The organism is Amycolatopsis sp. cmx-8-4 (genome assembly GCF_046548675.1).
Classification (GTDB): Bacteria; Actinomycetota; Actinomycetes; order Mycobacteriales; family Pseudonocardiaceae; genus Amycolatopsis.
Window position 1 is genome coordinate 23,431 of sequence record NZ_JAEBDZ010000036.1, and the last position, 13,334, is coordinate 36,764.

Annotated in this window: 9 protein-coding genes; 3 read left to right on the forward strand and 6 right to left on the reverse strand. The window is 72.2% G+C overall.

The window, feature by feature from the left end; all coding sequences use genetic code 11:
- Positions 1-86: 86 nt before the first annotated feature.
- The gene (locus ACLJQZ_RS42065; RefSeq protein WP_410626598.1) at positions 87-1,952 is read right to left on the reverse strand and encodes a sigma-70 family RNA polymerase sigma factor; all 1,866 of its coding nucleotides are present in this window, start codon (positions 1,950-1,952) and stop codon (positions 87-89) included.
- Positions 1,953-2,101: 149 nt separating this feature from the next.
- Here ACLJQZ_RS42065 and ACLJQZ_RS42070 point away from each other — a divergent pair, with 149 nt between their 5' ends.
- Positions 2,102-2,638 carry a GbsR/MarR family transcriptional regulator gene (locus ACLJQZ_RS42070; RefSeq protein ID WP_410626600.1) on the forward strand — a complete coding sequence of 179 codons (537 nt, stop codon included), beginning with the start codon at positions 2,102-2,104 and terminating at the stop codon, positions 2,636-2,638.
- Positions 2,538-3,356 (forward strand): class I SAM-dependent methyltransferase, encoded by an 819-nt coding sequence (locus ACLJQZ_RS42075; protein WP_410626602.1) that lies wholly within the window; start codon positions 2,538-2,540, stop codon positions 3,354-3,356. The genes ACLJQZ_RS42070 and ACLJQZ_RS42075 overlap by 101 nt, the downstream gene beginning before the upstream one ends.
- Here the strand turns inward: ACLJQZ_RS42075 and ACLJQZ_RS42080 are convergent.
- The 5 genes from ACLJQZ_RS42080 to ACLJQZ_RS42100 all read right to left on the reverse strand — a co-directional run bounded on the left by ACLJQZ_RS42080 (position 3,346) and on the right by ACLJQZ_RS42100 (position 12,618).
- Positions 3,346-6,759 (reverse strand): glycoside hydrolase family 3 C-terminal domain-containing protein, encoded by a 3,414-nt coding sequence (locus ACLJQZ_RS42080; RefSeq protein WP_410626604.1) that lies wholly within the window; start codon positions 6,757-6,759, stop codon positions 3,346-3,348. The two genes, ACLJQZ_RS42075 and ACLJQZ_RS42080, sit on opposite strands and share 11 nt — an antisense overlap.
- Positions 6,756-10,667, reverse strand: a complete 3,912-nt coding sequence (locus tag ACLJQZ_RS42085; protein WP_410626606.1) for a family 78 glycoside hydrolase catalytic domain — start codon at positions 10,665-10,667, stop codon at positions 6,756-6,758. The genes ACLJQZ_RS42080 and ACLJQZ_RS42085 overlap by 4 nt, the downstream gene beginning before the upstream one ends.
- Positions 10,668-10,813: 146 nt before the next feature.
- Positions 10,814-11,164, reverse strand: coding sequence for a TraR/DksA family transcriptional regulator (locus ACLJQZ_RS42090; protein ID WP_410626607.1), 351 nt, complete (start codon positions 11,162-11,164; stop codon positions 10,814-10,816).
- The gene (locus ACLJQZ_RS42095) at positions 11,157-11,771 is read right to left on the reverse strand and encodes a class I SAM-dependent methyltransferase (RefSeq protein WP_410626608.1); all 615 of its coding nucleotides are present in this window, start codon (positions 11,769-11,771) and stop codon (positions 11,157-11,159) included. The genes ACLJQZ_RS42090 and ACLJQZ_RS42095 overlap by 8 nt, the downstream gene beginning before the upstream one ends.
- Positions 11,772-11,799: 28 nt before the next feature.
- Entirely contained in the window at positions 11,800-12,618 is an 819-nt protein-coding gene (locus ACLJQZ_RS42100; RefSeq protein ID WP_410626609.1) for an SDR family NAD(P)-dependent oxidoreductase, read from the reverse strand.
- Positions 12,619-12,670: 52 nt separating this feature from the next.
- Here ACLJQZ_RS42100 and ACLJQZ_RS42105 point away from each other — a divergent pair, with 52 nt between their 5' ends.
- Positions 12,671-13,312, forward strand: a complete 642-nt coding sequence (locus ACLJQZ_RS42105; RefSeq protein ID WP_410626611.1) for a TetR/AcrR family transcriptional regulator — start codon at positions 12,671-12,673, stop codon at positions 13,310-13,312.
- Positions 13,313-13,334: the final 22 nt, after the last annotated feature.

Sequence of the window (13,334 nt, forward strand, 5' to 3'; positions counted from 1 at the left end):
GCACCGGGTGCCGGCCGGCCGGTTTGCCGGGAGGCCGCTGGGTTCGCCGGGGAATTTGGGTGCCTTCGCCTGCCCCGAAGGCCGCGTCAGCTGCCGGCGAAGTCCTGGGTCAGCCAGACCGAGCCGTGGGCGTCGCGGGTGACGACGATTCCGATGCGGGTGAACGAGGTGCTCAGGATGTTGCGGCGGTGACCGTCGTTCGGGGGCTTCTCGTCGATCATGCTCTGGGTCAGGCCGAGGGCCATCCGAGCGATCGGGTCGGTCGCGTCGGCTACGGGGCCGCCGGTGCCGATGTTCTCGCCCGCCGAGCTCCACTGTGCGCCCGCCGCGTGCTCGCGGTCGCCGAGCGGGGCCTCGCCGGGGCACTGGTGCGACAGGCCGCACCCGCCGGCCATCGTCCGGTTGTGCGCCGCGGCGCCGGTGACGAGCGCGGGATCCATCCGCAGCGCGGCCAATCCGGCGGCGGCGCGCTGGTCGTTGATCAGCGCGAGGACCCGTTCCTCGGGCGTCAGGACACGCGGTTTCGCCGAACTCGGAGCCGGCGGTGCGGCGGGCGGCAGCGTCGGACTCGGACTCGCTTGAGTGGACGCCGCTGCCGAGGTGCTCGCCACCGGCGCGGAGGTCGGAGCGGTGGTGGCGGTGCCGGACTCGGTCCCGGGCGCCGGAGCGGGCCGGGAGGTTCCCCCGGACAACGCGGCCGGCGGCTGGATCGGCTGCCCAGGCTGGGAAAGCGCCACGGCCCCGGCCACGCCGAGCGCACAGACGACCGCAGCACCGGCCGCCGCGAGAAAGGGCTTCGCGGCGAGAAGCCGGGCAAGGGAACCGGCCGCCACGGCACTACCCGCGGCGACGGCACCAGCGCCCACGGCAGCGGCCGGGCCAACCCCGGCCGCGGCACCCGCACCCGCACCACTTACTGCACCACCCGCAGCGCTCCCGGCACCAGCACCCGCAGCCAAGCCGCCTCCGGCGGCACCACTCCCGGCGGCAGCGCCTGCGCCACTCCCGACGCCACCACCGCCCACGGCACCGCTTGCGCCGCTACCCGCGGCACCGCCTGCAGCACTCGCACCACCGCCCGCAGCCGTACTGCTCCCAGCGGCACCACCGGCCGCGACCGCACCGCCCGCAGCCGGTCCCGAGACCACGTCCCACAGGTTCGCCAGCAGTTGTGGCAAGTACCCGGCCGGAAGCACCAGCAGGGCCGCGCCCGTGAGGATCCGGTCCACCGGGACCGCGTCGTCCGTCTCGCGGCGGCAACGCGCGCACTCCTCCACGTGGCGCAGGAACCGCTTGCGCCACAACGGTCCCGGGCGGCCCGACCAGCCCGCCGACGCCTGGTCCAGGCGGGCGCACCTCGGCTCGGCCGTCAGGGCGCGCACCAGGGGGCGGATCGTCTCCAGGCGGGTCTTCAGGCGGCTCACCCGGACCGTCACCAGGTGGGCGTCCAGGCGCAGGGCCTCCGCCACCTCCGTACGGGTCAGGTGCCCGGCGCGCTCGAGGGTCCACAGGGCCAGCAGTTCGCGGTCCGCCGGGTCGAGCCAGCGGGCCGCCTCGTCGACTTCGCGGCGCTGCTCGGCGATGTGCAGCCGGGCCAACGCGATCTCGGCGAACTCGGCGCCCGGGTCCGGGCGCTCGTCGTACTCGGCCAGCGGGTCCGGGGCCGCGCTCCGGCGGCGGTGGTGCTCGCGGATCTGGTTGATCGTGACGGCGACCAGCCACGACCGGAACCGGCCCGGCTCCCGCAGGGTCTCGATGCCCCGCAGGACGCGCAGCATCGTCTCCTGCACGACGTCGTCGACGTCGGCGTCGGACGAGAGCGCGCGGCCGGCGATGCTGTAGACCAGCGGCAGGTACGCCGCGACCAGCGCGTCGAGCGCCGCGCTGTCGCCGGCTCGCGCGGCGACCACCTGCGACACGTCCACCTGCTCGAGCCGCTTCTGACCGATCACGTCCACACCCTCACTCCGCCGACGAATTCCCGTACGACCAGGAGACCGGGCCCGACCATCCTGGATCACAGAAACTTCGCCCGCGAGTGAGCCGGGTCACATTCGACGCGTGTTACAGTCACGACTGTAATGACTGAAGGGAGACGCGGGTGGACGAGGAAGCCTGGATCGAGCAGGTCTCGGCCTTCTTCGCGCGCCAGGAAGGGCTGCCGCCGATCACCGGGCGCATCCTGGGCTGGCTGATGATCTGCGAGCCCGCCGAACAGTCCGCGGCCGACATCGCCGCCGGGATCAAGGCGAGCCGCGCGTCGATGACGGCGAACATCCGCTCCCTGACCGCCACCGGGCTGGTCCGCCGCTACACGCGCGCCGGTGACCGGACCGCCTACTACCGGCTCGACGACCAGGGCTGGGAAACCGCCGTCCGCCGGCGCATCGAGGGCATGAGCGCCTTCGAGGACGTCCTCCACCAGGGCCTCGACCTCGTCGGCCCCGACGCCGAACGCGCGTCCCGGCTGCGCGCCGCGCAATCGGTCTACCACTGGGTCGGCTCGCTGCTGCGGCCGCCGGAGAACGGAGACCCCGATGACCGAACAGGTCCGCCTGAGCCAGGAGAAGGAAACCCTGCTGATGGCGCTGTACCTGCGCGCCCTCGACAACCGCCGCAGGACGCCGATCCTCGGTGACCCGTTCGCGCAGGACGTCGTCGACCGGATCGACTACGACTTCGGCCGGATCGGCAACCTCAAGGGCAACGCGCCCCTGATCGCGACCCGGGCCCGCCAGTTCGACGCGTGGACCCGCGACTTCCTCGACGGCCACCCCGACGGCCTGGTGCTGCACCTGGCGTGCGGCCTGGACAGCCGCCCGCTGCGCATCGACCGCCCGGCGACGGCCCGGTGGATCGACGTCGACTACCCCGACGTCATCGAACTGCGCGAACGCCTCTACGGACCGATCGACGGCGTCCGCACGGTGGGCTCGTCGGTCACCGAAGCCGCGTGGTGGGACGAGATCCCGGCCGACCGGCCCGCGCTGGTGCTGGCCGAAGGGCTGCTGATGTACCTCGCCCCGGACGACGTGGACCGGCTCGTCGACCGGGCGCTGCGGCACTTCCCCAGCGGCCGTCTCGTGTTCGACGGCGTCGCGCCGTGGGTCAAGACGATCGCCGGCCTGCAGCCGTCGATGCGCCGCGCAGGCACCGGCTTCCGCTGGGCGATGCCCGCGCCGGACGCCTTCGCCACCAAGCACCCGCCCCTGCGGCTGCTCGACGAGCGGTCCGCCGTCGACCTGATCGGCGGGCACCAGAGCGGCGCCGCGGCCCGGGCGGTCACGCGGGCGTTCGCCCACGTGCCGCCGGTCCGCGACGCCATGCGGTTCCTGCGCTACGGCTTCACGCGGTGAACGCCGTCGCGAAGACGTGCAGCTGCTTGTTCGCCGGCAGCGTCACGTACGCGACCTGCTTCGACGCCGTCAGCGGCACGGAAGCCGCGTAGAGACTCACCTTCTGGTCGTGCGGGTAGGTGCTGCCCGCGGGACGGTTCCAGTACGGCGTCGTCGCCGCGAGCACGCAGCCGGCCACCGCCTGGTTGGCGTACCAGTCCGCGACGGTGAGCGTCGAGGTGGACGTTGTGCCGTCGGCGTAGGTCACGGTGATCGGGCCGCTCTGGGTGCCGTTCGTGCCGGTGGTGAGCAGGTTCAACGCCGACCCGAAGCCGGTCACCGTGACGCTCTGGCCGGCCGTGGTCACCGTGTCGGGGTGGCCCGCCGGGACGTCGGGCCAGGTGAACGTCGCCGCGCCGCTCGTGACCGGGCCGCCGGGGTGGACGCCCACCGAGTCCAGGGCCTGGGCGGAGAAGCTGAAGCCCGCGCCGTCGAGGTTGCCCGGCGCCGGATCCGCGTCGTCGGTGACGCCGACGTCCGTGTACGCCGCCGCCAGATTCGGGTAGGCGACCTGCGTGGACGCCGTTCCCCGGACCGAGCCACCCGCGTACCGGGTGGTGGCGGACAACGAGACCGGGCCGGGCGCCGCCGACGCGCCGACCGTCACCGCCCAGGTGGTCGATACCGACTCCCCCGGCCGGACCGTCCGGACGACCACCGGGGTGCGCGGGGTCGCCTTCCAGCCCGCCGGGACGGCCAGAGTCGTCACGGCGTCGTGCACGGCTTCGGTGGCGCCGTTGGTGAAGGTGGTCGTCACCGAGAGGGTCTTGCCGGGCGCGGCGATCGCGGGCGCGGCCACCTTGGTGAACCGCGGCCCGGTGGTGTGGTCGACGCGGAAGCCGCCCGACAGCGGGAGGTTCCGGGACGAGTCGCCGACGCGGACGGTGTACTTGCCGACACCGAGTTCCCACGCGTGTGCGTCGGTGCTCCAGTACGACGCGTCCTGCGCGGTCAGCTCGAACCGGACCCGCTGCGTCTGGCGCGGCTGGAGATCCACCTTCTGGAAGCCCTTGAGCTGGTTGACCGGCTCCCCGGTGGACGCCGGATCGCTCAGGTACAGCTGGGCGACCTCGGCACCCCGCCGCGCGCCGGTGTTGGTGACGTCGGCGCTGACCGAGAGCCGGCCGTTCTCGCGCAGCGTGTCGCCGTCGACCTTCAGGTTCGAGAAGCGGAAGTTCGTGTACGAGAGCCCGAACCCGAAGGGGTACAACGGCGTCAGGTTCTTCCGGTCGTACCAGCGGTAGCCGACGTCGAGGCCCTCGGAATACTGGACCTTGCCGTCGACACCGGGCCACTGCTCCGGCGTCGACGCGGGCACCTGGCCGAGCGACGTCGGGAACGTCACCGGCAGCTTGCCGGACGGCGCGACGTCGCCGAAGAGCAGCGACGCGATCGCGTGGCCGGCCTCCTGGCCCGGGTACCACGCCTCGAAGACGCCCTTGACCTTCGCCAGCCACGGCATCGTCACCGCGGACCCGGTGTTGAGCACGACGACCGTGTTCGGGTTGGCCGCCGCGACGGCGTCGATCAGCTTGTTCTGGTCGGCGGGCAGGTCGATGTCGTCGAGGTCGCCGCCTTCGGACTCGTAGTCGTTGGCGTAGACGACCGCGACGTCGGACTTCGCGGCGAGCGCGGCCGCCTGCCCGACGAGGTCCTCCCCCGGCGGCAGCCAGCCGAGGCTCACCGAGGCGTCCCCACCGGCCTGGTAGTAGTCGACCTCGACCTGGACCGGCTGGCCCGCGGTCAGCGGGACCTGCGCGGTCTTGGTCTGCGCGCCGTGGTCACCCCAGTTGTCGATCACCTGCTGCCCGCCCACGAGCAGCCGGCTGCCGTCGTCGCTGGTCAAGCCGAGGGTGTACGTGCCGGTCACGGGCGCGGTGAGCGTGCCGGTCCACTTGGCCGAGAAGTTCGTCGCGGGCACGCCGGGCGCGGGTGCCCCGCTGAAGGTGAACGCGACCTGCGGGTCGGTGCGGGTCACGACCGGCGTCCCGGACGAGTCGGTGTTCGCGTAGTAGTCCCCCTGCAGGCCGGCGCCGGTCCCCGACGGCGGCTTGAGCGCGCTGCTCTCGATCGGGGGCAGCGCGCTGCCGGTGCCGAGGTTGCCCTGTGCGTACTCGACGTCGATGCCGGCGCCAGCGCGCGCCTTGATCCCGTCGAACGGCGTGACCGTGCCGGTGCCGGCGATGTGCGCGCTGCCGCCGCCGGAGCTGAGCGTGTTCTTGCCCGCGCCGTCGCCGATCACCGCGACCGAGTGCAGCTTGCGCGCGTCCAGGGGCAGCAAGCCGTCGTTCTTGAGCAGGACCGTGCCGTCTTCGGCGGCCTTCTTGGCCACCGCGAGGTGCGCGCCGGTCGACGCGGCCGCGTCGAGCGTGTCGGCGGACGGGTGGTCGAACAGCCCGAAGCGGAACTCCTCGCGCAGGATGCGGGTGACCATGTCGTCCAGCCGGGACTGCGGCACCTGTCCACTTTGGACGGCCGTCTTCAGCGTGGTGCCGAAGAAGTCCTGGCCGGGCATCTCCATGTCCATCCCGGCGTTCGCCGACGGCGCCGCGCTGTGCGTGGCGCCCCAGTCGGACGTGATGAAGCCGTCGAAGCCGAAGTCCTGCTTCAGGATGTCGTTGAGATAAGGGTTCTCGCAGGCGTAGGTGCCGTTGATCGAGGAGTACGAGCACATCGCCGACGACGGCTTGGCCTTCGCGACGACGTTCCCGAACGCGCTGGCGTAGATCTCGTGCACGGTCCGGTCGTCGATCACCGCGTTGTCGGCCGTGGTGTTGCGGTTTTCCTCCTGGTTGTAGACGGCCCAGTGCTTCACCTGCGCCATCACGCCCTGGGACTGGACGCCGTCGATGTCGGCCGCGCCCATCTGCCCGGCCAGGTAGGGGTCTTCGCTGTAGGACTCGAAAGCGCGGCCCCAGCGCGGGTCACGGACGATGTTGATGGTCGGGCCGAGGTCGACGTCGACGCCTTTCGTCTTGTCCTCGGCGCCGATCACCGACCCGTAGGTCTTGGCCAGCGACGAGTCGAACGACGCGGCAACGGCGGACGCGGCGGGCAGCTGGGTCGTGTTGCCCAGGTTCACGCCGAGCGGGCCGTCCTCCATCTTCAGCGACGGGACGCACAGCCGGTCGTTGCCCGCGACGCGGCCGGTGTAACCGCCGGTGGCGGTGCCGTGCACCATCGTGATCTTCTCGTCGAGCGTCATCTGCCCGAGCACCTGCGCCACCCGCTTGTCCACGGGCGCGCGGGTCCCCACCCAGGGACAAGCTGCGTTAGATGGTGCGGGCGCGGCCTCGGCGGCCGTGGGGACGGTCGTGCCGGTGATCAGCACGGCCGCGATCAGGGCTGCTCCACGCCGTATCACGGCGTCACCTCCGCGATCCTCGTGAAACTGTTCTGCGCGGCCGCGACGGCGATCCGCACCTGGGTCGTGGTCACCGGCGCCGGGAACGGAATCCACCGGTAGACGGCCGTGTTGCCGGTCACGTGGACCTGGTCGGCCCACTGCGCGCCGTCCCAGGTCTGCACGGTGAAGTCGGTCGGGACGCCGTCGGGGTGGGACGCGAAGCCGACGCCGGTCAGCGCGGTCGCGGCGGGCGCCGTGATGGTGAGGGTGTCCGGGTACTGGCTGTCGGTGTCGTCGTTCCAGAAGGTCGCGAGGTCGTGGTCGATCGCGTTCGACGCGACATAGGTGCGGGTAGCGCCGTTGACGACGTTCGGTGCGTGTTCGCTCGACGCCGAAGCCGTCGTGCCGCTCGCCCAGCTGCCGAACACCGGCACGTTCACCGTCGTCTTCGCCTCGCCACCGCGAGGTGCCTTCACGGTCAGCGTCACCGGGTACAGGCCGCTCTTGGCGCCGGCCGGCACGGTGATCCGCACACTGCCCGGCGTCTCGGACGTGGCCGGGGTCAACGGGATCCCGGCCGGGGTCGCCGTCACGGTCCAGCCCGCGGGCACCTGCGCGCCGAGGGTCGCCTGACCGGCCACTGTGGACCGTCCCTCGACGACGACCGGGACGTCACCGCTGCCGCCCGCGGTGATCGCGGCGGGCGTGCCCGCGGTGAGCGCGAGCCGGGTGAACGGCGTGCGCGGCGGCGTCACGGTGAACGTGTAGTCGCCCGAACCGGCGGTCAGGGTGAGCGTCTCGTCGTCGGCGCGGCCGACCGTCAGCCCGGGGTCGGGTTGGGCGGCGTGGCCGTCGGCGAAGATCGTCCGCCCGTTCTCCCGCACCGACGACTGCTTGCCGCCGAGCAGCGGCAGCCGGATCGTCGCCTTCGCGCCGACCGGGATCGTGGCGTGGTAGGTGAGGGTGCTGCCGTCACGCTGCCAGGCACTCACCACGGTCCCCCGCACGGTCTGCTGCTGCGCCGTCACGTGGGTGAGGTTCCCGGCGACGGCCGGGGCGAGGGTGAACTCGCGCCAACCGGGGGTGCCGGGCTGGATCCCGGCGAGCTGCTGCTGGAACCACTGGCCGATCGCGCCGCCGAGCCCGATGTGGTCCTTCGACGACGTGCCGTCCGGCGCCGAGGAGTTGTCCCACTTCTCCCAGATCGTCCCGGGGCCCTGGTTCACCATGTAGCCGAAGCTCGGGTAGTCGGTGCGCTGCGCGATCGCGAGCGCGACGTCGTTGCGCTGGTACTTGCCCAGCGCCTGGAACACCAGCGTGGTACCGACGAAGCCGGTCGTGACGTGGTTCTGGTGCGCGGCGACGTCGGCGACCAGGCGGTCCACTGTGGACTGCTCGCGGCCGGCCGGGACGAGCCCGAACACCAGCGGCAGGGCGTAGGACAGCTGCGTCCCGGTGCCGAAGACGCCGGTCTCGGCGGAGTAGAAGCGCTTGAGGAAGCCCGCGGCGATCTGCCCGGCGAGGGCGTTGTACTTGGTGGCGTCGGCCTGTTTGCCCAGGGCTCCGGCCATCTTCGCGAGCAGTTGCGCGTCGAAGTAGGAGAAGCCGGTCTGGAAGTAGCCGTGCGGGGTGCTGACCGTCGAGAGCCAGTCGTCACCCCAGGAGGTCGGCGGGTTGACGACGACGTGGTCGGCGTCGCTGATGGTGCCGAGGTAGTCGACCCACGCCTTGACGTGGTCGTAGTGCGTGGCCAGCAGCTGCGCGTTGCCGTACTGGGTGTAGGAGTCCCAGATGATCTGCGGGTACGCCGTGCCCCACGCCGGGTCGGTGAGCCAGTCGGTGCGGCCGTTGACCGGCGCGACCGACGGCAGGCTGCCGTCGGCGCCGGCGCTGGTGACCATGTCGCCGAGCCACTTCGTGTAGAAGGCCTGCATGTCGAAGTTGGCCATCGCCTCCTGGTCGGAGTCGGCGGCGTCGCCGAGCCAGCCGTGGCGTTCCCGGGTCGGGCAGTCCATCTGGATCGACTCGAGGTTGTTCAGCTGGGTCTGCGTGACGGCGGCCTGGATCTGGTCGAGCCCCGGGTCCGAGGTGTCGAACCGGCCCGTCGAGGCGACATCGGTGTGGATCTCCTGCGCGGTCACGGTGACGGCGGCGTCGTCGGGCACGCCGGTCAGCTCGGCGTAGCGGAAGCCCGCGTAGTTGAAGTGCGGCAGGTAGGTCTCGGTGCCGGTGCCGCTGAACGTGTAGTGGTCGGTCTGCCGCGCCGGCTCGGAGCCGTTGAAGCTGATGTTCGCGGTCGAGACGCGGCCGTTCGCGTCGAGGATCTCGCCCTTCTTCAGCGATGCCGTCGTCCCGGCGGGCTGCGCGGCCCGCAGCGTCGCCTGGCCGGTGCGGTTCTGGCCGAAGTCGTAGACGCGCACGCCCGGCGCGGGCCGGGTTTCCTTGACCGGGTCGTGGTTCGCGACGATCCGGGTCGGCGGGGTGATGTCGGCCTGCAGCTGCGTGACGCCGCTGCTGACGACGGCGGGATTCGGTCCGTAAACGCCGATCTCGGCCAGCCGGAAGGTGCAGCTGGTGCCGACGCAGGCGAGCTTCGTCGCGGTCACCCGGACGTACCGGCCGGTGACGTCCGCGGGCAGGGTGACGGCCGCGGTGCCCGGGTTGGCCTGGTCGGCGTCGGTGCGGTCGGCGACGGTCGTCGCGGTGGCGAACGCCGGGTCGTCGCCGACCTGGACCCGGTAGCGCACCGGGAAGCCGGCGCCGACGACGTCACCCGAGGTGTCGTTGGTCGGCCGCGCCGGGAACAGCGCCACCGAGCCGATCTGCTGGGCCGAGCCGAGGTCGACCTGGGCCCACTTCGTGCTGTCGGCGCTCGATTCGATGGCGGAGTGGTAGCCCTCCGACGCGTCGATCGAGCCGTCGATGCCGTCGGTCGCGGCCGCCGGGGACCAGCCGCAGCAGGTGGTCGTGTCCGAGGCCGTCACCGGCTTGCCCTGCGCCAGGCTCCGGCGGTGGGACGCCGGGGCGACGGCGTGCGCGGCGGGCCACGCACCGGCGTCGAACCCGGCGGTGTCCCAGCCCGCGATCTCCTTGCGGGCGTCGTAGGTTTCGCCGTAGTAGAAGTCGTCGCCGGTCACCGGGCCGGCGTGGGCCTTCCAGTCGGTGCCGGTGCCGAACCGCGCGGTCGAGCCGTCGGTGTAGGTGACGTCGACCTGGGCGACGAGCGCGGGCCGGCCGGTGTACTGGCCCTTGCCGGCCATGAACGCGAGCGCGTTGTGGCCCGGCTTGAGCAGCTTCGTGACGTCGAGGTCGCGGTAGAGCACGCGGGCGGCGTAGTCGGTGACGGCGGAGTCGAGCACCTGCTGGGGCTGGACGCGGGCGCCGTTGAGGTGCGGCTCGGCCACGCCCTGGGCGCCGAAGTACAGCCGGGCGCGGGCGACAGGCTTGGTGACGTCGAAGCCGCCGCGGACGAGCGCGCCGTCGTCGACCTGCAGCCACCAGGCGGACCAGTCGGCCGGCTGCAGCAGGCCGGTGTCGAAGCGGGCGGGCGCCGACCACGGCGACTGCCGGCCCTCGCTGTTCCAGGTCCGCACCGACCACTCGTAGGTGCGGTCGCTGTCCAACGCCGGCCCGGTATAGGCGACATCGACCGAGTTGCCCGAAACCACCCGGCCGGAGTCCCAGTGGGACCGCGGGCCGTCGACGCGGATCTCGTACGCCGTCTGGGTTTCCGCGCGACCGGCGTCGTTCACCGTCCACGCCAAGGTCGGCCGTGGACTGCCGACCAGGACGTTCGCCGCCTGGCCGTCGGCCCGCAGCGCGGTCGGCGGCAGCGGGCCGCCGTGCGCCGGTTCCGCACTCGCCGTCGTGGCGGGTACGACCGCCGTGGCGAGCGCGAGCGCGACGACGACAGCCCGTCTCGTCATTGAGGTTCCCAGCCGGCGCATGAACGTCTCCTGACGCCATAAAAACGTTTCAATCAGCCGAGGGACTGTCTACAACCATCCTGGCGGCGAAACAAGAAACGGCGTCATTCCTGTCCGGATCACGGCGAAGAAGACACTCGATCAGCTCAGCGCGCCTTGTTCGCGCAGGCGATGCAGATCCGCGTCGCCGGGAGGGCGGCGAGGCGCTCTTCGGCGATCGGGCCGCCGCAGCGTTCGCAGGTCTCGTACGTGCGGGCGCGCACCCGCTCGGCGGCCCGGCCGAGGTCCGCGAGGTCGTCCTGGGCCTGCCGCAGCATCGCCTGGACCTGCGCCCGTTCGAACGCGATCGTGGCGCCTTCCGGGTCGTGCTCGTCGTCGTTGCTGGTGAACTCCGACGCCTCGACGATCCCGTCGCGCTGCCGCGCGAGCGAGGCGGCCAGCCGCTCGGTCTCGGCGCGAGCCCGGGCGATCAGCTCCGTCGCGACGCGCTCATCCATGGCGGGCGACCAGCCGCTCGACGAGTCCCGCCTTGAACCGCTCCCGCCGTTCGACGACCAGCCCCAGCGCCTCGACGTCCTTCAGCGGCCGGCGCCGGAAGTGCTCGCCGGCCAGGGGCACGCTGGCCAGCTCGACCAGCCACTGCATCCCCCGCACCGGCCACACCGAACTCGCCACGTGGTCCACCAGGATCAGCCGGCCGGCGGGCCGCAGGACCCGCGCCATCTCCCCCACCGCGGCCGCGTGGTCCGGGATCGCGCAGAGGCCGAAGGTGCAGACGACGGTGTCGAAGGACGCGTCGGCGAACGGCAGCTCGTGCGCGCTGCCCTGCTTCAGCGTGATCGCGCGGCCGAGCTTCTCCGCGCGGGCCCGGGCGAGGTCCAGCATCCCGGCACTGAGGTCGAGGCCGGTCAACCGAACGCCGTCGGGGTAGTTCGGCAGGTTGAGGCCGGTCCCGACGGCGACCTCGAGCACGTCACCCGACGCCTGCCCGCACACCCACGCCCGCGAGTCGCCGAAGAGGCGGCGGTCCCAGACGTCCATCTCCGCGTCGTAGGTCGCGGACTTGCGGTCCCAGTACCGCCGCCACCGCTCCGCCTTCGTCATGCCCCCAGCGAACCACGAACCCGGCGGTTCAGCCGAATGCCGCCTGGGCGAGGGGTTCCCACTCTCGCCAGGTTTCCAGGCGCTCGCGGTACTCCTCTTCGACCGCGGCGAGGGACTTGCCGAAGAACACCCGTTTCGGCGGCTTCTCGGTGTCGGCCAGTTGCAGCAGCGGCCCGCGGGTCGCCCGGGGATCACCCAGGTCCCACTCGATCCGGCCCGCCTCGCGGACGGCGTCGTAGTCCGGGTTCGGAGCGCTGGTCCGGACGCTGGCGCCACCGAAGTCCGTCCGGTACGGGCCGGGCTCCAGGCAGATGACGTCGATCCCGAACGCCGCCACCTCCTGCCGCAGGGACTCCGAAAGCCCTTCCACCGCCCACTTCGACGCGTGGTAAGCCCCGATGCCGGGGAACGCGCGGACGCCGCCCTCGCTGGTGACCTGGATGATCCGGCCGTTCCCCTGCCGGCGCATGACCGGCAGGGCCGCCTGCGTCAGCCAGAGCGTGCCGAAGAAGTTCGTGTCGAGCTCCGCGCGGATCTCCGCTTCGGTGAGTTCCTCGACCATGCCGAAGTGCCCGTAACCGGCGTTGTTCACCAGGACGTCCAGGGTCCCGAACTTCGCCACCGTCGCCTCGACGGCCGCGACCGCCGCCGCGCGGTCGGTGACGTCCAGCCGCAGCGGCAGCACGGCGTCGCCGTACCGGTCGACGAGCGGGCGCAGGCTCTCGACGTCCCGCGCGGTGGCCGCGACCCGATCACCCCGCTCGAGCGCCGCTTCGGCCCATTCGCGGCCGAAGCCCTTCGACGTTCCCGTGATCAACCAGCTCTTCGTCTCAGTTCGCTGCGTCATGACATAACAGTAGCACGGACTGCATTAATACGCCGAGTGGTAGTGTTCGGGCATGATCGCCGGAGACAGCCGCCGTGAGCGCAAGAAGGCCCTGACCCGGGCCCGCATCCAGGAAGCGGCCTTGGAGCTCTTCGCGAGCCAGGGCTACCGGGACACGACGATCGCGCAGATCGCCGCGAGCGCCGACGTCGCGACCCGCACGGTCACGCTCCACTTCCCCGCCAAGGACGACCTGCTCTTCGCCGACGACCCGTTCGACCCCGAGTCCCTCGGCCGGCACCTGCGCGAGCGGCCGGCCGGCACGCTGGAGGCGCTGCGCGACTGGATGCACGCGACCATGCGCGCCCTCGACGCGAGCGACCTCGAGCAGGAGGCCGACCCCGCGCAGGTGTGGCGCCGCCGAGCCCTGCGCGCCCGGCTGCTGATGGAGGACGACGACCTGCGCGGCCGCGCCCGCGCCGGCTACCGCGACCTCGAACTCCTGGTGGCCACAGGAATCGGCGAGGACATCGGCCGGCCGGCGGACGCGCTGCTCCCCCGCCTCGCCGCCGCCACGGTCGTCACGGGCCTGCGCGAGATCTACGTGACCCGGGAAGGCCAGGCGAAAGCCCAGTCGGCGGCGAGCGAGCTGTCCGGCCTGGTGGACGAGGTGGTCGCCTTCGCCGAAGCCGGGGTCCGCAACGCCACCAAGTGAGCAGCGCCGGCGGACAACTTCT